Below are 21144 nucleotides of genomic sequence, written 5' to 3'. Positions count from 1 at the left end.
TTCAGCCCAGGGCAGGCCTGCCCTGGGCGGCGCGCGCCGTGCCGCCATACAGCGCATCGGCGCACAACAGGATCAGCAGCATCACGAAGAAATGGCTTTCGCGCGAGCTCCAGAGCGAGGCATTGATCAGGCTGTTGACGCCGAAGATCACCGCAAAGCTCAGCAGCAGGCGACGCTGGTGGGGCTGGGCACGGCGCGCGGCCCAGACCGGCGCGCCGACCAGCGCCAGGAAGGCGAGCAGGCCCGCCAGGCCGTTTTCCATCCAGAGGAACAGGTACTGGTTGTGCGGATGCCAGCGGCCGAACGCACACCAGCCTTCGGCCGTGACCTGTTCGCACCAGGTGTCGTGGTAGCTGCCCGTGCCCCAGCCGGTCACGGGCTTTTGCGCGACCAGCGACCAGGTGTTCTTCCAGAAATTGATGCGCCCGCCTATGCTGGTGATTTCCATGCTGTCGCTGTTGCGCGCCTCGGTGATCCCGAGTTGCACACGCTCCTGCACTTCGGTCGAGGTCGCGACCACCGTGAGCAGGCCCAGCGCCAGGATGCCCAGCGCCAGCCAGCGCCTGGCGCCCTGCGTGGCCAGCAGCAGGAAGGCGACGAGCGCCACCATCAGCAGCAGATAGCCGGTGCGCCCGCTCGACAGATGGGTGATGCTCAGCGTGCCCAGCAAGGCCACGAACCACCAGGCGCCGCGCCGCCACCAGGCCGCGCCCGCGCGCAGGCCCCGGTCCAGCGCCAGCACGACGAAGAACGTCATCATCACGTTCTGCGTGATGTAGTCGCCGATCACCGTATGGTTTTCGCCCCAGCCGAGGTTGTGGGTGCGCGACCAGGGCAGCTCCCAGAAGATGTTGGCGTAGACCGAGCCCAGGATGAACAGCATGGCCAGCACGAAGGCATCCATGCAGCGCCGGCGCCAGGCGCCCTCGGCGAGCAGCGCAATGCACACCGGCACCAGCAGCAGCTTGCTGTACTTGGTCAGGTGCAGCACGATGTCCTCGCTGCTCGCGGGCGTGTAGAGAATGCCCAGCAGCATCAGCGCATACAGCCCCGATGCAGCCCAGACCACGGGCGCACGGCGCACGGTCGGCCAGCGCTGCCAGATCCGGCCGCTGAGCAGCCCGAACAACAGCGCCAGCGCCATCGCGACGTAAGCCAGCGCCATCGCCACGGGAAACGACAGGAACACCACCACCAGGCAGACCAGGGCGGCAGATTCGGAAAACGCCTGCAAGCGGCGGGAGTCAAAGGTCATGGAGAAAATACGGGAGATGGAAAACGGTTTTTAATGGCGGCATTGCCACCGGCCCTGCGCGCTCGGGCAGGCATCGGGCCGACAGGCCCCAGGCTGCGCACTGCGGCGGCTGTATTGAGTAACAATTTGACTATGAAAATTCCTACCGTCCACGCCATGTACTGGGACAACATTCCCGCCAGCATCCTGTCCAAGCAGCGCGAAGTCTTCGCGCACCTCGACATTCCGCTGCAGCAGGAGCGTGCCGACCAGCAGCCCCATGGCCTGTGGATGAACGAAGTGATAGAGCGGCACGCACCCGAGGACATCGTGGTGTTCTGCGACATCGACGCGTTCGCGCTGAAGCGCGCGGCCTACCTCGCGGCCGTCGAGCAGGCCGAGAACGGCGCGCTGTTCGGGCTCGCACAGTTCTCCAACCACAAGCAGGGCACGCAAGTGTATGCGGGCCCGATGTTCATGGCATTCCGCAAAAGTATGTGGATGCAACTGGGCCGCCCGACCATGCGTTCGAGCAAGCTGCACGACGCGGCCGAAGTCATGTCGGTGCTCGCGCGCGAAGCCGGCATTCCCGTGGTCATGCCGGCCGTGGGCGCCTGCCTGCTGCCCAAATGGTCGCTGGGCAACGAAGGCGTGTTCGGCATCGGCAGCTTCTATGGCCAGCGCGACTTCTTCCACCTGTTCGAATCGCGCAAGCCCGCGTATGAAGCCATTTTCCATGCGGTCGCCGACGATGTGCTCGCCGACCGGCCGCTGAACTTTCGCCACTACCTCGAAATCGTCGAGCAGTTGCAGGCCGCGGAAAGCGGCCAGCCCAAGCAAAGCCGCCCGTGGTGGAAACGCCTTTGGAAGTGAAACCCATGGCCCACGACGCATCCTCCCTGCCGCTGGTCTTTGTCAACCTCGACCGTGACGCCGAGCGGCGCGCACGGCTCGAAGCCGAGCTCGCGCGCCTGAACCTCCAGGGCGAGCGCCTGAACGCGGTCTGGTGGGCCGACCTGCCGCCCGCCGAGCAGGGCGCGCTCTACAGCGCGCAACTCAACCGCAACCAGTACTACAAGCCCCTGGTGAACGGCGAAAAAGGCTGCTATGCAAGCCATATCCAGGCCTGGCGGCAGCTGCTCGCGAGCGATGCGCCGGCCATGGTGGTGCTCGAGGACGATGTGCGCCTCGACGACCGGCTCGCCGATGGCATCGCGGCGATTGTCGCGCTCGACATTCCCTGGGACATGGTCAAGCTGCTGGGCCGCAGGCGCGAGAAAGTGCGCAGCCAGCGCCCGCTGCTGCCCGAGGTGGCGCTGGTCGCGTACCAGCGCGTGCCCAGCATGACAGCCGGCTATGTGATCAGCCGCGCGGGCGCGGCCAAGCTGCTGGCCACGCGCGTGCCTTTTGGCCGGCCCATCGACGTCGATCTGCGCTTCTGGTGGGAAAACGACCTGCGTATTCTCGGCACCGTGCCTTCGCTGCTGATACTCGACGAAACCAGCCTCGTGAGCTCGATCTGGGCCGAGCCCCCGCGCGTGCCGCTGCGGCAGAAGCTGCGCAAGTTCGGCATGAAGTGGCGGCTGAGCCTGGGCAATGCGCGCCACCGGCGCCAGCAGCGCCCGCTATAACAAGGCCGTTATCCAGGCTGCGCGCACCACTCACAGCCTAATAATCTGACGCGCCCTAGCAAGGGGGCAGCGAGCCCTTCGACTCAGCTCAGGACGCCGCCCCGCACCGAGGCTGCCGTCCCCCTCCACCGAAGGATGAGAGGGGGAAGCCGCGTCAGCGGCTCAGGGGGTGCTTTTCATTCCCGCGTGCACGCGCCGCAACAGCGCTTCGTAGCCGGCCTGCATCACCGATACATCGAACGCGGCTTCGGCCTCGGCGCGCGCCGCGCGCGCCAGCGACTGGGCGTATTCGGGTTGTTCCAGCAGCGTCCTGAGCGCCTGCGCAAGCGCCGCGGCATCGCCTTCGGGCACCAGCAGCCCGGTGCGGCCCGCGGCAATCACTTCGCGCACCCCGACCACATCGCTGCCTATGCAGGCACAGCCCGCGGCCATGGCTTCGGTCAGCGCCAGCGGCATGCCTTCGTAATGCGTGGACAGCACGAACAGCTGCTGGCGCATGAGGAACTGCGGCAGTTGCGCGACCTGGCCCATGAACTCGACCTGCTCGCCCAAGCCCAGCTTGGCGACCAGCGCCTGGGCCTGATCGCGCAGCCGCGCCTTGCCGCCGCCGGCGAGAAACAGCCGCGGGCGCAGGCCCTGCTCGCCCAGCAGCGCCAGCGCTTCGATCAGCGTCGCATGGTCCTTCTGGCGCGCAAAGCGCGAGGCCATGACGATGGCCGGCGCGCGCTGCGCCCAGGGCTGGAGCTGTTCGACGGGAAAGCGCGCGAGGTCTATGCCATTGGGAATCGCCACACAGCGCTCGCGCGCAAAGCCCAGCGCGAGCAGCCGGTCGCGCACGCCGCGCGACACGCCCACGCTGGCGGCACTGCGTCTGTCGAGCCACAGCGCCTGCCTGAGGCGCCAGCCGGTATAGCGCTCGCGCGAGTTGTGTTCCACATGCACCAGCTTTGGCACGCCGGCCAGCAGGCCCGCGTAGCGGCCCCAGAGGTGGTCGCTGAAACCATGGGCGACGAGAATGTCGGGCTTCCACTCGCGCGCGATCCGGCGCAGCGCCCAGATGGTGGCCGCATGCGACCAGCCGGGCACGACGCGCACGTCCAGCCCCTGGTCGCGCAGCGCCTGCACGCGCGCCGCATCGGTGTTGCGCTTGCGGCGCAGCACCAGCAGCACCGGCATGGCCTGGCTGCGCTGCGCGGCCAGGCACAGATCGACCGCGACCTGGGTCGCGCCGGAAAATCCACCGGTCACAAAATGCAGTACGCGCACGGCGTGTCCTTCAAAAATCTCGGGTTCGGGCGCACAGGTGGCAAAAAGGGGCCCAAGGCCCCTTTTCGCTACCGGTCAACGGAGAAAGTCAGTGGCCATGGCCAACGACTTCGCCTTCCTTGAGGCGGTACACGGTGCCGCAATACGGGCACTTGCCTTCGCCCGTGTGGGCGATGTCCAGGTAGACCTTGGGGTGGCTGTTCCACAGCTTCATGTCAGCGCGCGGGCTGGGGCAATACACGCCGCCATAAGTATTGAGGTCCTTGGCGGCCAGTTCTACGACGGCTTGGGTCATTTGTGTTCTCTGTATCGGGGGGCTGAAAAACCGCTTACACCAGCGTGAGCCAGTGCGCGTACTTGGGGTTGCGGCCATTGACGATGTCAAAGAAGGCCGCCTGTATCTTTTGCGTGATCGGGCCGCGGCTGCCCGCGCCAATCGCGATGCGGTCGAGTTCGCGGATAGGCGTGACTTCGGCGGCGGTGCCGGTGAAGAAGGCTTCGTCGCTGATGTAGACCTCGTCGCGCGTGATGCGGCGCTGCTGCACTTCGAGGCCCAGGTCCTGGCAGATCGCGAACACGGTGTTGCGCGTGATGCCGTTGAGCGCGCCGGCCGACAGGTCGGGCGTGACGACCACGCCGTCCTTGACAATGAAGATGTTCTCGCCCGAGCCTTCGGACACGAAGCCGGCCGCGTCGAGCAGCAGCGCTTCGTCGTAGCCGTCGTCGAGGGCTTCGGTGTTGGCCAGGATGGAGTTGGTGTAGTTGCTCACCGCCTTGGCCTGGCTCATGGTGATGTTCACATGGTGGCGCGTGTAGCTGCTGGTCTTGACGCGGATGCCGCGTGCCATGCCCTCTTCGCCGAGGTAGGCGCCCCAGGCCCAGGCCGCGACCATCAGGTGGATGTCGTTGCCCTTGGGCGAAACGCCCAGCTTCTTGTCGCCTATCCAGGTCAGCGGACGCAGATAGCACGAGGCGAGCTGGTTGGCGCGCACCACCTCGACCTGCGCCTGGTTCACCTGCTCCTGGGTGAACGGGATGTTCATGCGCAGGATCTTGGCGCTGTTGAACAGCCGCTTGGTGTGGTCTTCGAGGCGGAAAATGGCCGTGCCCTTGTCCGTCTCGTAGGCGCGCACGCCCTCGAACGCGCCGCAACCGTAATGCAGCGTATGCGTCAGCACATGGATCTTGGCATCGCGCCACTCGACCAATTGGCCATCCATCCAGATTTTGCCGTCACGGTCGGCCATCGAGGGAACTGCGGAGCTCATGGAAATCCTTTGTGCAAGATCGCAAAAAGGAGATTCTACGGCGTGGGCGTGTGTTCGACCGCGGGTGCGGGGGCATCGTCCTGCTTGGGACGGTACAGCTCCCAGGACGCGAGGCGGCCATGGTCGAACGTGCAGTCGACGTGCGAATGCGAGCCGTCGGTCCAGCGGAAGATTTCGGGCTGCTCGCCTTTCGGCGACATCTGCTTGCCCAGCGAGCGCGTCATGGCCACGACATGCATCATGTTCACACCCGGACGCAGCTTCGCGTTGAGCATGACGGCGCTGGCGACATAGCCGATGGGCTGCTGCGAGGCCTTGCGCACCACCGACATCAGCCGGTTGAAGTGCAGCAGCAGCCACATGACGATACCGCCGCCGACCGCGGCCACGCCCGGCCAGCCATAGGTTTGATGGGCAGCGAACAACAGCACTGCCAGTCCCACGGGGACCCAGATTTTGCGAAAATTCATGGCCCCGATTGTCTTATGGACGTCGGACTTTGGGGTTGTGGGGAGTGCGTATAACCCTTCCGGACCCCGACTTCAGCAGAACGTTGCCATTGTGCGCAGTCCATGACATCGGCGTGACGCAGCTCAGGGGCACCGAGCAAGGGCCGCCCCGCAGCGACGGTGCCGTCCCCCAGGGGGAAGCCGCGTCAGCGGCTCAGGGAGGGGGGTTGGTTCAACTGATTCCACGCACTATGTTCATGGCTTCATCGACGCGTTCGACCGCATGGATGGTCAGCCCGGCAATGGGCTTTTTCGGCGCATTGGCCTTGGGCACGACGGCCATGGTGAAGCCCAGCTTCGCGGCCTCCTTGAGCCGCTCCTGGCCGCGCGGCGCGGGCCGCACTTCGCCGGCCAGCCCGACTTCGCCAAACGCGAAGAAGCCGCGCGGCAACGCCTTGCCGCGCAGACTCGAAGTGATCGCCAACATCACCGCCAGGTCAGCCGCAGGCTCGTTGATGCGCACGCCGCCCACCGCATTGACGAACACATCCTGGTCGGCGCAGGCCACGCCCGCGTGGCGGTTGAGCACCGCCAGCAGCATCGCCATGCGGTCCTTGTCCAGGCCCACCGACAGCCGGCGCGGGCTGGGCCCGCCCTGGTCGACCAGGGCCTGGATCTCGACCAGCATGGGCCGCGTGCCTTCGAGCGTGACCAGCACGCAGCTGCCGGGCACGGGCTCGGAGTGCTGGCTCAGGAAGATGGCGCTCGGGTTGGTCACGCCCTTGAGGCCTTTTTCGGTCATCGCGAACACGCCGATCTCGTTGACGGCGCCAAAGCGGTTCTTGATCGCGCGCACCAGCCGGAAGTTGCTGTGCGTGTCGCCTTCGAAGTACAGCACGGTGTCGACCATGTGCTCGAGCACGCGCGGGCCGGCGAGCGCGCCTTCCTTGGTCACATGGCCGATCAGCACCACGCAGATGCCCGTGGTCTTGGCGGCGCGCGTCAGATGCGCCGCGCACTCGCGCACCTGGGCCACCGAGCCCGGCGCCGAAGACAGCTGGTCGGAATAGACGGTCTGGATGGAGTCGATCACCACCACCGCGGGCTGGTTGGCTTCGAGCGTGGCGAGGATCTTCTCGAGCTGGATTTCGGCCAGCACCTGCACCTGGCTGTTGTCCAGGCCCAGGCGGCGCGAACGCAGCGCGATCTGCGCGCCGCTTTCCTCGCCCGTGACATAGAGCGTGGGCAGGCCTTTGCGGTGCAAGGCATCGAGCGCCTGCAGCAGCAGCGTCGACTTGCCTATGCCCGGGTCGCCGCCGATCAGCACCACGCCGCCTTCGACAATGCCGCCGCCCAGCACGCGGTCAAGCTCGTCCATGCCGCAGGGCGTGCGCGCCACGTCGGTGGCTTCGATCGCAGACAGCGGAATCACCGGCTGGGCGTTGGCCAGGCCCGCATAGCCCTGGGGCGCGCTCAGGCGGTTCTTGCCACCGCTGGCCGATTCGGCCACCGATTCGATCAGCGAGTTCCAGGCACCGCAGGACGGGCACTTGCCCAGCCAGCGCGGGCTGCTGGCGCCGCAGGCATTGCAGATGAATTGGGTTTTTTCTTTGGCCATGGGGCGAGCATATCGCCCCGGGGCCATCAGCCCGGGCAAGCTCTGGGTTACCCGTAGTACTGGCTATACCTACAGTTTCTGGAAACTGGCGTGGTCCAGCTCAGGGGGTGCCATCCAATTCAGCATGGTGGGCGATCTCGCCGCGTTTCCAGTACGCGGCAATGCGCATGCGCTTGGCGTCCACCCCGGGCTTGGCCAGCACGATGCGGCGCAGTTGCGCCATGTCGTTGTGCTCGCCCGCGGCCCAGATGAAGCCGTCGCCCGCGGGCAGCGCCAACTGCTCGGCGGCGGCCGTGAGCGAATCCACCCATTGCAGGTCAAGCCGGGCGGCGCTGGAAAGCGGCCGCTGGTCGCGCGCGTCGGCCACGCAGATGCGCACCGTGGCCCTGGCCGTGGCCGGCAGTTCGGCCAGGCGCCGCTCGATCGCGGGCAGCGCGCTTTCATCGCCCAGCAGCCAGTGCCATTCGAATTCCTTGGGCACGAGCAGGCTGCCGCGCGGGCCGGCCACGCCGACCCACTGGCCCAGCGGTGCGTTGACTGCCCAGTCCGCGGCCGGGCCGGTGTTGTGCAATGCGAACTCGAGCACCAGCTCGTTGCGCTGCGCGTCCCAGCTGACCGGGGTGTAGTCGCGCGTTGTCGGGCGCTCGCCTGCGAAGCTGGGGCGGCCGTCGACGATGGCCGGCAGGTTGGGGCGTTCGAGGCCGTCCTGGGGCAGGATGAATTTCAGGTGGTCGTCAAAGCCCGTGCTGACAAAGCCGGCCAGCTCGGGGCCGCCCAGCGTCACGCGCACAAAGCCGGGGCTGACGATTTCGCGCGCCAGCAGTTGCAGATGGCGCGCGCCAAACGGATGGCGCTGGCGCTCGACGCGCAGCGCGCCGGGGGCAGGGGTTTCGGGAGAAATGGTGGTCATGCAGGCCCTTGGCGTAAAATGTTGATTTAGTCAACGAAATATCCGCTATCTTGTTGATTTAGTCAACCATAAAACCACACCGCGATGACTGCCAAAAACCCTGCCGACGTGTTCGACGCCATGCATGACCTGATGCATGCCTACCGCCATCGCATGCGCGCCGCGATGCAGACCGAGCTCACGCCCAACGAAATGCGCGCGCTGCTGTTTGTCGGCCGCCACCCGATGCGCACGCAAAAGGACCTGGTCGAGCACAGCGGCACCGACAAGGCCCAGATCGCGCGCATGCTCAATATGCTCGAGGAAAAAGGCTGGCTCGAACGCGTGCCGCACGCCCAGGACGCGCGCAGCCGCTGCCTCATGCTGAGCCCCGCGGGCCAGGCGGTGTTCGAGCGCATGCGCGAGCGTCGGCGCGGCATCACCGCGCAGATGCTGCAGGACTTCGCGCCCGAGGATCAGCGGCTGCTGCAGGGGCTGCTGGCGCGCATGCTGGAAAACCTCGATAAGGCTGGGTGAACCGGCGCGCAAAGCGCGCCTGTTTCAGGGCCACAAAACGCCCCGCCCTCAATCCGCAATAACAGGCACCCGCAGCGCCAACGCACACATCAACTCATACCCCAGCGTGCCCCCGGCGCGCGCGACCTCGTCGATCGACAGCCGCTGCCCCGTTGACGCCCGGCCCCACAGCGTGACCTCGCTGCCCATGCCCGCGCCTTCGACCGGCGTCAGATCGACGTTGAGCATGTCCATGCTGATGCGTCCGAGCACGCGCGTGCGCTGGCCGTTGACCAGCACCGGCGTGCCCGTGCCGCAGGAGCGCGGGTAGCCGTCGGCATAGCCGCAGGCGACCACGCCCACGGTCATGGGCCCTTCGGCGGTGAAGGTCGAGCCATAGCCCAGGGCATCGCCGGCCTGCAGATGCTGCACGCCGATGACGCGCGTAGACAGCGTCATCGCCGGCTCGAGCGCCCAGTCCTGGTCGGTATGCTGCGGGTAGTCGGGCGCGCTGCCATAGAGCACGATGCCCGGGCGCACCCAGTCGCAGCGCACCTGCGCATCCTTGGCCAGCGCCAGCGTCGCGGCGCTGTTGCACAGGCTGCGCTCGCCGGGCAGGTCGCGCGTGGCCTCATGAAAGACCTGCAACTGGTGGCCTATGCCGCGCGGGCCGTCGGCGTCGCTGAAATGGCTGATGAAGGAGATTTCGTCGACCTGGGGCAGCGCATTGAGCCGCGCCCAGGCCGAACGGTAGCGCCCGGGCGCAAAGCCCAGCCGGTTCATGCCCGAGTTCATCTTGAGAAACACCCGGTGGCCGACCTGGGTCTTGTGCGCGGCCAGCCAATCGATCTGCTCGTCACAGTGCACGACATGCCACAGGCCCAGGCGCGAGCACAGCTCGAGGTCGCGCGCCTCGAACGCACCTTCGATCAGCAAGATGGGGCCACGCCAGCCAAGCTGGCGCAGGCGCTCGGCCTCGGCCAGGTCAAGCAAGGCGAAGCCGTCGGCGCCGCGCAGCGCGTCAAAGGCGCGCTCTATGCCGTGCCCATAAGCGTTGGCTTTGATGACCGCCCACAGTTTGGCATCCGGCACGGCCTGGCGCACACGTTCGAGGTTGTGGCGCAAGGCGCCGGAATGGATGGTGGCAAGTATGGGACGCGGCATGATTCAGAAGCAAACAGGGAGAGGGAATTCTGGCACTCCTGGACGAAAGCTGCGTGTTATAACCAACGGTTACTGCGTTTGAGTCCACCAATATCCCGGCAAAGGCCTTGCTGATGTCCGTTCCAGCCATTTAATGAAGCGCGGTTTTTACACCATCATGTCGGCGCAGTTTTTCAGCTCGCTGGCCGACAATGCCTTGTTCGTGGCCGCCGTGGAGTTGCTGCGCACTGGCGGCGCACCCGAGTGGCAGCGCGCCGCGCTGGTGCCGATGTTCGCGTTGTTCTACGTGATCCTCGCGCCATTCGTCGGCGCGTTCGCTGACGCCCTGCCCAAGGGCCGCGTGATGTTCTTCAGCAACGCGATCAAGGTCGTGGGCTGCCTGATGATGCTGTTCGGCCATCACCCGCTGGTGGCCTACGCCGTTGTCGGCCTGGGCGCGGCCGCCTATTCGCCGGCCAAGTACGGCATCCTGACCGAGCTGCTGCCCGCCTCCCAACTGGTCAAGGCCAATGGCTGGATCGAAGGCCTGACCATCTCGTCGATCATCCTGGGCGTGCTGCTCGGCGGCCAGCTGGTCGGCCCGGTGCTGTCGTCCTATCTGCTCGCACTGAACCTGCCCGGCGTCCAGACTGCCGCCGAAGCCTCGATTGCCGCGCTGGTGCTGATCTACGTGCTTGCCGCCTGGATCAACACCCGCATTCCGCACACCGGCGTGGCCATGCGCCCGCTGCGCCAGGACCCCACGAAAAGCCTGCTGGGCAATACGCTGGCGCTGCTGCCCGATTTCTGGAACTGCAGCCAGCGCCTGTGGACCGACAAGCTCGGCCAGATCTCGCTGTCGACGACCACGCTGTTCTGGGGCGTCTCGGGCAACCTGCGCTACATCGTGCTGGCCTGGAGCGCCGCGGCGCTGGGCTACAGCACCACCCAGGCCGCGTCGCTGGTCGGGGTCGTGGCCATAGGCACGGCCGTGGGCGCGGTCGCGGCCTCGACGTACATGAAGCTCGAGACGGCCACGCGCGTGATCCCGCTGGGCATCGCCATGGGCGTGCTCGTGATCGGCATGAATTTCATCGACACCATCTGGATCGCCGTGCCTTTCCTGATCCTGCTGGGCGGGCTGGGCGGCTTCCTGGTCGTGCCCATGAACGCGCTGCTGCAGCACCGCGGCCACAACCTGATGGGCGCGGGTCGCTCCATCGCCGTGCAGAACTTCAACGAACAGGCCTGCATCCTGCTGCTGGGCGCGTTCTACAGCCTGTCGACCAAGCTCGGGCTGTCGGCGTTCGGCGCCATCACGCTGTTTGGCCTGGCCGTCGCCAGCATCATGTGGTGCATAGGCCGCTGGCATGCCTACAACTGCCGTCACTACCCGCGCGAAGTGGTGCGGCTGCGCAAGATTGCCCGCCAGGACGACAGCCACTGACTTTTTCCGCCGGCCCCGACGCGCATGGGGCGAGCGCATGGGCGCACAGCCGCGCGCCTTGCATGGCAGTTAAGCTGGCGGTCTCTGCTGCATTGAAGGACGCCCCATGGCCGACACCGACGCCACCTCGATCTACGACTTCACCGCCACCGACATCCAGGGCCGGGAAGTCCCGCTGTCACGCTACCAGGGCCAGGTGCTGCTGGTCGTCAACACCGCCAGCGCCTGCGGCTTCACGCCGCAATACGCGGGCCTGCAGGCGCTGCACGCGCAATACGAAGCCCAAGGCCTGACGGTGCTGGGCTTTCCCTGCAACCAGTTCGGCCGGCAGGAAAAAGGCAGCGCCGACGAGATCGCCACCTTCTGCGAGCGCAATTTCGGCGTGCAGTTTCCGCTGATGGACAAGATCGAGGTCAATGGCGACGGCGCCCACCCGCTGTACCGCTGGCTCACGGCGCAGGCGCCGGGGCTGCTGGGCAGCAAGGCCATCAAATGGAATTTCACCAAGTTCCTGGTGGGCCGCGACGGCCAGGTGATACGCCGCTACGCGCCCCAGGATGCGCCCGCCAAGCTGGCCAAGGACATAGCCGCGGCCCTGGGCTGAAGGCATCCGCCAGGCGGGGCGGCGGCCCCGGAAAAAGACCGGCAACACGTTCTAAGATTGCAGGCTGTCTTCACTTCCACTCGACTTGGCAATGTCCGTCTTCTACACTCGCCAGCACATCACGCAGTGGCTGGGCGCCCATACGGTGGCGAAAGCCAGTGGATATACCCAGGCCACCTCGCACCTCCAGTGGCTCGATGAGCACACCTTGAGCGCACAGGTGCAAGGCTCGGCGCGCGCACCCTACCAGGTCGAGGTGACTTTTTTCCATGCTGGCGACAAGCTGGTGATGGATGGCGAATGCAGTTGCCCGGTGGGCTTCAATTGCAAGCATGTGGCCGTGGTGCTGATTGCGGGTCTGCAGCAGGCATCCACGCCCGCCGCAGCGGGTATCCGCCCTGAAGTGGTGACCTGGCTGGAAAGCTTTCGGCGCAAACAGACAGCCGCCACGCCCAGCAAGAAGAAATCGGCCGCCGCCAAGCCCTCCCATGTGCTGGCTTATGTGATTGCCCCCACCCATCGCCAGGCTCTGGAAATTTTCCTCTACAAAGCCCGCGCGAATTCCGACGGCATCATGCTCCCCCTCGTCGATCGCTGGCATAACGTGGAGAGGGCGCTGGTCCAGCCGCCAAAATTCGTCACCGAGGAGGATCTGCCCATCCTGCGCGGATTGTGGCTGAACCCGCCCCTCTATTACATGGACAGCTTCACGCTGCAGGGCGCAACCGGCGCCGCGCTGCTGGAACAATTGCTGGCCACCGGACGCCTGTTTTCCGCGCCCAGCGTGGACACCAGGCCTTTGATCGCGCCGCGCAGGCTGCAGCCAGGCCCCTCCCGTGGCGGCCAGATCATCTGGAAGGCGCAGGCGGATCAGCGCGTGCACCCGGTGCTGGAAACCGCCCCTCCCGCTGCCATGCTGCTGACGGCCACACAACCGTGCTGGTACGTCGATCCACAGCGGGGCGAAGCCGGAATCATCGACCTGCCGTGGCCTGCGGGGGTGCTCGCGGATTTCCTGTCCATGCCCGCCATCACCCACGAGGAAGCCGCGCTCGTGGGCAGCGTGCTGCGCGAAGTCGCACCGGACCTGCCCCTGCCGCCCACGCAGGACGCATCGGCCATCCGGGTCATTGACGCCGCGCCCGTGCCCGTGCTGTCGCTCGGTACCTTGCCGATCTATAGCTGGTCGTCGCATCCGCCCCGGGACTGGCTGGATTTCGCCACCGTCAGCTTCGACTATGCGGGCGTATGTGTCGCAGCGCAAAGCGCAACCACCTTGGTGCAGCAAGCCGATGGGGCCGTGGTTCAGCTCAAGCGCCAGCGGGACCTCGAGCAGCGCTGGCTGAAAGGGTTGCAGAAAACCGGCCTCAGAAAAATCCCGCGCCATCAGTTCCATGGTCCGGAATCGTTTCCCGACGACATGCTGGGCCTCGCCGACCCGAAAGACTGGCTGGATTTCATGCGCCAAGGCCTGCCGGCGTTGCGCCAGGACGGCTGGCAGGTCGCGATGTCGGAGTCCTTCCGCCACAACGTCGTCGAGATCGATGCGATCACGGGCAGCCTGCAGCAGGCGGACGACGGCTGGTTCGACATGGAAATGGGCATTACCGTCAACGACCGCCAGGTGCGCCTGGAACCGCTGCTGGCCCAGCTGTTTCAACGCGATGCACGCTGGCTGTCGGGCCGGCTGGACGCCATTGCCGACGATGAAGCGATCGACCTGATCACCGACCGCAAGGAGCGCGTGCGCCTGCGGGCCGATCGGCTCAAGGAGGTCGTGCGCGTGCTGATCGATCTGTTCGATACGGCGGGCAAGGGGCCTGCGCGCATTTCCAGCTGGGATGTCGCCCGGCTGCATGCGCTGGACCAGACCGGGCGCTGGCAGTTCCATGGGGACGCGAGCGTTCGCCAGCTCGCGCAGCGCCTGATGGCCGGGCAGGGCATGACCGAAGCAGCCGTGCCGCGCGGCCTGCAAGCCGAGTTGCGCGGCTATCAGCGCCAGGGCCTGAGCTGGATGCAGTTTCTGCGCGAACACGGGCTGTCCGGCGTTCTGGCCGATGACATGGGACTGGGAAAAACGATACAGACCCTGGCCCATATCCTGCTCGAAAAGGAATCCGGCCGGCTCGACCGCCCCGCCCTGATCGTCGTGCCGACCACACTCATGCACAACTGGCGCGAAGAAGCCCGCCGCTTTGCCCCCGACCTGAGGATTCTCGATCTGCACGGCCCGCAACGCCATGTGCAGTTCGAGCACATTGCGCAGCACGACGTCATCCTGACGACTTACGCGCTGCTCTGGCGCGATCAGCCGGAGCTTGCCAAGCATGACTACCACCTGCTGATTCTCGACGAAGCGCAATACGTCAAGAATGCGACCACCAAGGCCGCGACCACCATACGCGCGCTGCGCGCCCGCCACCGCCTGTGCCTGACGGGCACACCGCTAGAAAACCATCTGGGCGAGTTGTGGACCCAGTTCGATTTCCTGCTGCCGGGATTTCTGGGATCGCGCAATGACTTCACCAAACGCTGGCGCACGCCCATCGAAAAGCACGGCGACACCGTGCGCCGGGAACTGCTGGCGCGCCGCATCCAACCCTTCATGCTGCGCCGACGCAAGGACGAAGTCGCCACCGAATTGCCGCCCAAGACATTGATCGTGCGCACCATAGAACTCGAAGGCGCGCAGCGCGACCTCTACGAAGTCGTCCGCGCCGCAATGCAGGAGAAGGTCCGCGCCGCGGTTGCCGCGAAGGGACTGGCCCGCAGCCACATCGTGGTGCTCGAGGCACTGCTCAAGCTGCGCCAGGTCTGCTGCGATCCCAGACTCGTCAAGACCGAGCATGCGGCCCGCACCAAGGAATCCGCCAAGCTGAGGCTGCTGCTCGACATGCTGCCGGAGCTGCTCGAGAAAGGCCGGCGCATTCTGCTGTTTTCGCAATTCACCGGCATGCTCGACCTGATTGCCGCCGCACTCGATGAGGCACACATTCCCTACCTGGTATTGACCGGTGAAACCACCGATCGCATCACGCCGGTCACGCGCTTCCAGCAGGGCGAGGTGCCGCTGTTCCTGATCAGCCTGAAGGCCGGCGGCGTGGGCCTGAACCTGACCGCTGCCGACACCGTGATCCATTATGACCCGTGGTGGAACCCCGCTGCGGAAAACCAGGCGACCGACCGCGCGCACCGGCTGGGCCAGGACAAGCCCGTATTTGTCTACAAGCTGATCACGGCGGGCAGCGTCGAAGAGAAGATTGTCGCGATGCAGGAAAGGAAAGCCGCGCTCGCCGATGCCATCCTGGCCAACGATGCGGCTGGCGCGGCCAAGTTTTCGGAGGAAGACCTCAGCGCGCTGCTCGAGCCCATTGCGCCTGCAGCCACCTCCTCACAGCCGCACGCAAAAACCATGCGCTGACAGCAAGCGCGGTCAGCGGGAAAAAGGGATGGCGCATAGGCGCGCACTCATCCGAGCCGAACGACAAAAAGCCCCGGGCACTGGCGTGCACAGGGCTTTTGTCCATTGCACGGCGGCCTGGCGGCCGCCAGTGCGTCAGGCCTGGTCGGTCGACTCGGCGGGCTCTGCAGCTGCCGATTCGGCCTCGGCCTCGGCCGCGGCGCCAGCCTGGGCCTTGCGCCGGCGCGCGCGCTCTATGGTCTGGGCCACGCTGCGCGCGACCATGCCGTACATGTCGGCAAAGGCCGCGATGTCCTGGCCGCTGGCCTCGAAGGCACGCAGCAGGGCTTCGTCCTTGGCGGCGCGCTCGGCGGCCTGCGCCAGCGCTTCGTCGACCAGGGCGTTGGTCGCGTCGTCGCGGGTCTGCACGCGCTCGGCATAGGCCTCGCGGCTCAGGCCCGAGGCTTCGAACGCCTGGATGATGCGGTTGACCAGCTTGGGACGCAGGTCCTCGTTGGAACGCTGCTGGCGGCGGCGGAACACTTCGAGCAGCGCGTGGTGCACATGCTCGGGTGCCATCGCTTCGACGGCCTGGCCTTGCAGGTCATGGCGCGGCTGGCCCGCGGCCACGGCCGTGAGGTAGCGCGACGAACGCGTATGGATGGACAGCGCGACCTTCAGGCCATCGCGGTCGAAGGCTTCGGGCTGGGCGTCGAGCAGGTCCTGGAAAATGCCCCGCTTCATGGGCAGGGGCGTTTCGCCGAACAGCTGGGGATAGAACGTGGCCAGTTGCAGCAGCATCGGATGCTGGCTGCGGGGCGCGCGCTCTTCCTGGGCAGAACGCTGGGCAGGGCGCTGTGCCGCACGGTCGGCCGCGGGCGCCTGGGCGCCGGCGTTGCCGCCACGACCACGGCCACCGCGGCTGCGGCCGCCACGGCTACGGGGTGGGCGGGAGGAATCAGCCGCCGGGGCGCCGGCCGCTGCCGAAGCATCAGCGCCGGTGTCAGCCTGCGAGGCGGTTGCAACGGGGGCGTCCCCGTTGGCCGGGGTCGCAGCATTCTGTTCTTGTGGTTCAGACACGGGATCAGTCATGGCGTAGCGCAGCTCAGTGAAATAAAAGACAACCTCGCATCATGCCAGCATTGGCAATCGCCGCACAGTGGCGTTGTCTCTGCCGCCTCTGCACTGCGGCCCGCAGACCACACATTCAGTGCTGGGGCAGGGCATCGTCAAGGACTTCAACCCAGTGGCGCACCGGCACATCGGTGCCGCTTTGCAGGTGCGTGATGCAGCCGATGTTGGCCGACAGGATGGCCACCGGCGGCGCTTCGCCGCAGGCCTCGCCGAGCGCGCCAAGCTTGCGCTCGCGCAACTGGCCGGAAATCTCGGGCTGCAGCACCGAGTAGGTGCCGGCCGAGCCGCAGCACAGGTGCGACTCGGTGCGCGCCACGCGCAGCTGGAAGCCCAGCTCCCCGAGGTGCTTCTCGACACCGCCGCGCAGCTGCTGGCCATGCTGCAGCGTGCACGGCGGATGGTAGGCCATCACGCCCGCGGGCGGCGCGATACGGCCCTGCAGGCGCTGCGCGAGCTCGGGCAGCAATTCGGGCAGCAGCTCGCTCAGGTCGCGCGTGAGCGCGCTGATGCGCGCGGCCTTCTCTGCATAGGCGGGGTCGCCCTGCAGCACATGGCCGTAGTCCTTGACGGTGGCGCCGCAGCCCGAAGCGTTCATCACGATGGCTTCCACGGCGCCGCTCTCGACGTCGGGCCACCAGGCGTCGATGTTGGCGCGCATCTGCACCTTCGCGCCGTCCTGGTCGTTGAGGTGGAACTTCACGGCGCCGCAGCAGCCGGCCCGGGGCGCGATCACGGTCTGTATGCCGGCCGCGTCGAGCACGCGCGCCGTGGCGTAGTTGATGCGCGGCAGCATGGCGGGCTGCACGCAGCCCGCGAGCAGCAGCACCTTGCGCGCATGCTCGCGTGCGGGCCAGGCACCGGCCGCACGCGGCGCCGTGACCTTGGCCTGCAACGCCTTGGGCAATAGCGGGCGCACCGCCTGGCCCAGCTTCATCGCGGGCGCGAACAGCGGCGAGGACAGGCCTTGCTTCAGCGCCCAGCGCGTGAGGCGCTCGCCCATGGGCCGCTCGACCTGGGCATCGACCACCTTGCGGCCTATGTCGACGAGGTGGCCGTACTGCACGCCGCTGGGGCAGGTGCTTTCGCAGTTGCGGCAGGTCAGGCAGCGGTCCAGATGCAGCTGCGTGGAACGCGTCGGCGTCTGGCCTTCGAGCACCTGCTTGATCAGGTAGATGCGCCCGCGCGGGCCGTCGAGCTCGTCGCCGAGCAGCTGGTAGGTCGGGCAGGTCGCGGTGCAGAAGCCGCAATGCACGCATTTGCGCAAGATGGCTTCTGCCTCGGCGCCATCGGGGGTGTCGCGGTAGGCGGGGGCGAGTTGGGTTTGCATGGCTAGTGTCTTCTGAAGACTTGGCTCAGGCGAGCGGCTGCAGCCGCCCGGGGTTGAAGATGCCGGCCGGGTCAAAGGCCTGCTGCAAACGCGCCTGCAGCGCCGCGAGCGCGGGCTGCATTGGCCCTGGCGCGGTCTGCGCCGGTGTGGCGCTGACCGTGCCCTCGGCATGGAACATCTGCGCCGTGCCGCCGACCTGGGCCGCGAGCGCCTGCAGCGCGGGGCCCAGCGCACGCGGCGCCTGCACCCAGCGCAGCGCGCCATGCCATTCGAGCAGCGGGCCGATCGCGCCCTCGGGCAGCGCCAGCATGGGCGCCTGGGCCGGCACCGACAGGCGCCACAGCGCGAGATCGGGCCGCGCAAGGCGGTCGTTGAACCACGGCAGCTGGTGGTCGCGGCAGGCGTCCCAGTCGGCGGCGACGCGCGCGTTGTCCTGGCGCTCGCCGCCCAAGCTTGCGCAGGCCGACTGCACCGCGGCCTGGGCGCCGCGCAGGCGCAGGAACAATGTGCCCCGGCCCGCATCCTCGAGCCAGCAGCTGGCATTGAGCGGCAGCGGCTGGCCGCCCCAGGTATTGAGCCACTGCAGCGCCTGGGCCTGCGTGCACTCGAAGCGCAGCGTGGCTTCGCCCGGGGCCTGCGGCAGCACCTTGAGGCTGACTTCGGTGATCAGGCCCAGCGTGCCCCAGGCGCCGGCCATCAGCCGCGAGACGTCATAGCCCGCGACGTTCTTCATCACCTGGCCGCCAAAGCGCAGCAGCTCGGCGCGGCCGTTGAGAATTTCCACGCCCAGCACATAGTCGCGCACCGCGCCTACGCTGGCGCGCGCCGGCCCGCTCAGGCCGGCGGCAACCATTCCGCCTACCGTCGCGCCCGAAGAAAAATGCGGCGGATCGAACGCCAGGCATTGGCCGTTCCCGGCGAGCAGCGTCTGCAGTTCGGCCAGCGAGGTGCCCGCACGCGCGGTCACGACGAGCTCGCTGGGCTCGTAGCTCACCACACCCTGCAGCGCCCGGGTGTCGAGTACCTCCCCGGCCAGCGCACGCGCATGGAAGTCCTTGCTGCCGCCGCCACGCAGGCGCAACGGGGTCTGGTGGGCAACGGCGGCGCGCACGCGCTCGGTGATCTGGAGAAGGGCTGAATCCATGCCGCCATCGTAGCGGCAGGGCCTGTGCAGCGACCGCCGTTGTCGCGTGAATTTTTTGCACGTCCGGCGTGAACGTTACCCTTCGACGGCCCCGCCGAAGGGTGAACGACCGGCACGACAGGAAAGCACACCTGAAAAAAAGCCCACCGAAGGGTGGGCTAAGTTCCAGCGTCCGAGGAGAACCTGGTATTCGCAATGGATGTTGCAGAGGACGGCCATGCCACCAGACATGGCCGTACACGCGGTGCTTAACGCACGTAGGCGGTTTCGCCGTGGGAGCTGATGTCCAGACCTTGGCGCTCTTCTTCTTCGCTGACCCGCAGGCCCACCAGAAGATCCGCCACCTTGTAGGACACGAAAGCCACGACACCCGACCAGACCAGGGTCACGAGCACGCTCTTGACCTGCACCCAGACCTGGTGGCCCATGGAGTAGTTGTCCGGCTCGACGCCGCCCAGGCTGGCTGCGCAGAACACACCGGTCAGGATGGCGCCGACGATACCGCCGACACCGTGCACGCCGAACACGTCAAACGCATCGTCCGCACCCAGCATGCGCTTGAGGCCACCGACACCCCAGAGGCACAGAGGGCCGGCAATCAGGCCCATCACGATGGCGCCCATGGGGCCGACAAAGCCGGCGGCGGGAGTGATGGCCACGAGGCCGGCAACAGCACCCGAGATCGCACCCAGCATCGAAGCCTTGCCCTTGTGCAGCGCTTCGGCAGCCAGCCACCCCAGGGTCGCGGCGCCGGTCGCCAGGATGGTGTTGACGAGAGCCAGACCGGCCACGCCGTTGGCCGCACCGGCCGAGCCGGCGTTGAAGCCGAACCAGCCCACCCACAGCAGGGAGGCACCGACCATGCTCAGCGTCAGGCTGTGCGGGGCCATCGATTCCTTGCCGAAGCCCAGGCGCTTGCCCAGCACGTAGGCGCCGACCAGACCGGCGATACCGGCGTTGATGTGCACCACGGTGCCGCCGGCAAAGTCCAGCGCGCCGTCTTCGGCCAGCAGGCCACCGCCCCAGACCATGTGGGCCATAGGGATGTAGCTGAAGGTGAACCACAGCACGGCGAAGATCAGCACGGCGGCGAACTTGATGCGTTCGGCAAACGAGCCGACGATCAGCGCCACGGTGATGGCCGCGAACGTGGCCTGGAAGGACACGAACACATATTCAGGAATCGTCGCCAGCGCGCTCGACAGCGTGTCGGGCGTGATGCCCTTGAGGAACAGCTTGTCGAAACCGCCGTAGAACTTGCCTTCGCCGCCGAAAGTCAGCGAGTAGCCGTAGATGGCCCACAGCACGGTGATCAGCGAGAAGATCACGAAGACCTGCATCAGCACCGACAGCATGTTCTTGGAGCGACCCAGGCCACCGTAGAACAAGGCCAGGCCGGGGATGACCATCAGGATCACGAGCACGGTCGAAGTCATCATCCAGGCGGTATCGCCGGAGTTGAGCACGGGCGCTTCCTCGGCGGCAGCCGGGGCGGCTTCAGGCGCAGCGGCAGGCGCGGGGGCCGCTTCAGGAGCGGGGGCCGCCGCGGGTTCGGCCGCCGCGGTCACGGCAGGCGTGGCGACGCCCGGCGCCTCGACAGCCGGCGTCTGCGCCAGGGCGACACCGCCCGACAGCAGGCTCAGGCCCAGGCAAAGGGAAGCAAGCAATTTTTTCATGGCAATCTTTCTGATCGGTACGAACGCAGGCCTTAAAGGGCTTCCTGGCCGGTCTCGCCGGTGCGGATGCGCACCACCTGCTCGAGGTGGGAGACAAAGATCTTGCCGTCGCCGATCTTGCCGGTGCGGGCCGCGGCTTCGATGGCTTCGAGCGCGCGGTCGACCAGGTCGTCGGCGATCGCGGCTTCGATCTTCAGCTTGGGCAGAAAATCGACCACGTATTCCGCACCGCGGTACAGCTCGGTATGGCCTTTTTGCCGACCGAAGCCTTTGACTTCGGTCACGGTAATGCCCTGCACGCCGATGTCGGACAGTGCTTCACGCACTTCATCGAGCTTGAAGGGTTTGATGATGGCGGTCACCATTTTCATGAGTCGTTCCTCCGGGATGAGGGCGCA

At 66.8% G+C, this 21144-nt stretch carries 18 protein-coding genes and 1 pseudogene; 6 read left to right on the top strand and 13 right to left on the bottom strand.

Annotation, left to right across the window (positions count from 1 at the left end):
* Position 1 precedes the first annotated feature (1 nt).
* Positions 2–1255 (bottom strand): O-antigen ligase, encoded by a 1254-nt coding sequence (locus tag GVL12_RS04475; protein WP_159911455.1) that lies wholly within the window; start codon positions 1253–1255, stop codon positions 2–4.
* A 132-nt stretch (positions 1256–1387) separates the two neighbouring features.
* Between GVL12_RS04475 and GVL12_RS04470 the strand changes: the two genes are divergently transcribed.
* Both GVL12_RS04470 and GVL12_RS04465 read left to right on the top strand, forming a co-directional pair.
* The gene (locus tag GVL12_RS04470) at positions 1388–2107 is read left to right on the top strand and encodes a hypothetical protein (RefSeq protein WP_200843497.1); all 720 of its coding nucleotides are present in this window, start codon (positions 1388–1390) and stop codon (positions 2105–2107) included.
* Between the two features lie 5 nt (positions 2108–2112).
* Positions 2113–2865: a glycosyltransferase family 25 protein gene (locus tag GVL12_RS04465; protein WP_159911454.1), complete on the top strand. Its 753-nt coding sequence runs from the start codon at positions 2113–2115 to the stop codon at positions 2863–2865.
* A 162-nt stretch (positions 2866–3027) separates the two neighbouring features.
* On the opposite strand, the gene GVL12_RS04460 is transcribed toward GVL12_RS04465, so the two are convergent.
* The 6 genes from GVL12_RS04460 to GVL12_RS04435 form a co-directional block, all read right to left on the bottom strand.
* Positions 3028–4131 carry a glycosyltransferase gene (locus tag GVL12_RS04460; RefSeq protein WP_159911453.1) on the bottom strand — a complete coding sequence of 368 codons (1104 nt, stop codon included), beginning with the start codon at positions 4129–4131 and terminating at the stop codon, positions 3028–3030.
* Positions 4132–4219: 88 nt separating this feature from the next.
* The gene (locus GVL12_RS04455) at positions 4220–4426 is read right to left on the bottom strand and encodes a zinc-finger domain-containing protein (RefSeq protein ID WP_159911452.1); all 207 of its coding nucleotides are present in this window, start codon (positions 4424–4426) and stop codon (positions 4220–4222) included.
* A 34-nt stretch (positions 4427–4460) separates the two neighbouring features.
* Positions 4461–5399, bottom strand: a complete 939-nt coding sequence (locus GVL12_RS04450) for a branched-chain amino acid transaminase (protein ID WP_159911451.1) — start codon at positions 5397–5399, stop codon at positions 4461–4463.
* Between the two features lie 35 nt (positions 5400–5434).
* Positions 5435–5869, bottom strand: coding sequence for a glycerate kinase (locus GVL12_RS04445; RefSeq protein ID WP_159911450.1), 435 nt, complete (start codon positions 5867–5869; stop codon positions 5435–5437).
* Positions 5870–6080: 211 nt separating this feature from the next.
* Entirely contained in the window at positions 6081–7466 is a 1386-nt protein-coding gene (gene radA, locus GVL12_RS04440) for a DNA repair protein RadA (RefSeq protein WP_159911449.1), read from the bottom strand.
* A gap of 100 nt (positions 7467–7566) precedes the next feature.
* Positions 7567–8376, bottom strand: coding sequence for a siderophore-interacting protein (locus GVL12_RS04435; RefSeq protein ID WP_159911448.1), 810 nt, complete (start codon positions 8374–8376; stop codon positions 7567–7569).
* An 84-nt stretch (positions 8377–8460) separates the two neighbouring features.
* Here GVL12_RS04435 and GVL12_RS04430 point away from each other — a divergent pair, with 84 nt between their 5' ends.
* Positions 8461–8892: a MarR family winged helix-turn-helix transcriptional regulator gene (locus tag GVL12_RS04430; RefSeq protein WP_159911447.1), complete on the top strand. Its 432-nt coding sequence runs from the start codon at positions 8461–8463 to the stop codon at positions 8890–8892.
* 48 nt (positions 8893–8940) lie between these two features.
* Here the strand turns inward: GVL12_RS04430 and alr are convergent, their stop codons facing one another.
* Positions 8941–10035, bottom strand: a complete 1095-nt coding sequence (gene alr, locus GVL12_RS04425) for an alanine racemase (RefSeq protein ID WP_159911446.1) — start codon at positions 10033–10035, stop codon at positions 8941–8943.
* Positions 10036–10168: 133 nt separating this feature from the next.
* Here alr and lplT point away from each other — a divergent pair, with 133 nt between their 5' ends.
* The 3 genes from lplT (at position 10169) to GVL12_RS04410 (ending at position 15486) form a co-directional block, all read left to right on the top strand.
* The gene (gene lplT, locus GVL12_RS04420; protein ID WP_159911445.1) at positions 10169–11461 is read left to right on the top strand and encodes a lysophospholipid transporter LplT; all 1293 of its coding nucleotides are present in this window, start codon (positions 10169–10171) and stop codon (positions 11459–11461) included.
* A gap of 106 nt (positions 11462–11567) precedes the next feature.
* Positions 11568–12065 carry a glutathione peroxidase gene (locus tag GVL12_RS04415; RefSeq protein WP_159911444.1) on the top strand — a complete coding sequence of 166 codons (498 nt, stop codon included), beginning with the start codon at positions 11568–11570 and terminating at the stop codon, positions 12063–12065.
* A 91-nt stretch (positions 12066–12156) separates the two neighbouring features.
* Positions 12157–15486, top strand: coding sequence for a DEAD/DEAH box helicase (locus GVL12_RS04410; protein WP_159911443.1), 3330 nt, complete (start codon positions 12157–12159; stop codon positions 15484–15486).
* 135 nt (positions 15487–15621) lie between these two features.
* Here the strand turns inward: GVL12_RS04410 and GVL12_RS04405 are convergent, their stop codons facing one another.
* From GVL12_RS04405 to glnK, 5 genes and pseudogenes are all read right to left on the bottom strand, one after another.
* Entirely contained in the window at positions 15622–16545 is a 924-nt protein-coding gene (locus tag GVL12_RS04405) for a ProQ/FINO family protein (protein WP_235033802.1), read from the bottom strand.
* A gap of 127 nt (positions 16546–16672) precedes the next feature.
* Positions 16673–17926, bottom strand: coding sequence for a glycolate oxidase subunit GlcF (glcF, locus tag GVL12_RS04400; protein ID WP_159911441.1), 1254 nt, complete (start codon positions 17924–17926; stop codon positions 16673–16675).
* 25 nt (positions 17927–17951) lie between these two features.
* A complete protein-coding gene (gene glcE / locus GVL12_RS04395) occupies positions 17952–19070 on the bottom strand; it encodes a glycolate oxidase subunit GlcE (protein WP_159911440.1) in 1119 nt (372 codons plus the stop codon).
* Between the two features lie 248 nt (positions 19071–19318).
* A pseudogene (locus GVL12_RS04390) lies at positions 19319–20566 on the bottom strand (ammonium transporter); the annotation flags it as partial.
* A gap of 212 nt (positions 20567–20778) precedes the next feature.
* Positions 20779–21117, bottom strand: a complete 339-nt coding sequence (gene glnK / locus GVL12_RS04385; RefSeq protein WP_159911438.1) for a P-II family nitrogen regulator — start codon at positions 21115–21117, stop codon at positions 20779–20781.
* Positions 21118–21144 lie beyond the last annotated feature (27 nt).

Source organism: Pantoea sp. 18069 (assembly GCF_902706035.1).
GTDB lineage: Bacteria > Pseudomonadota > Gammaproteobacteria > Burkholderiales > Burkholderiaceae_C > Comamonas.
The sequence above is the reverse complement of the archived record's forward strand: the minus strand, read 5'-3'. Positions and strand labels throughout refer to the sequence as shown.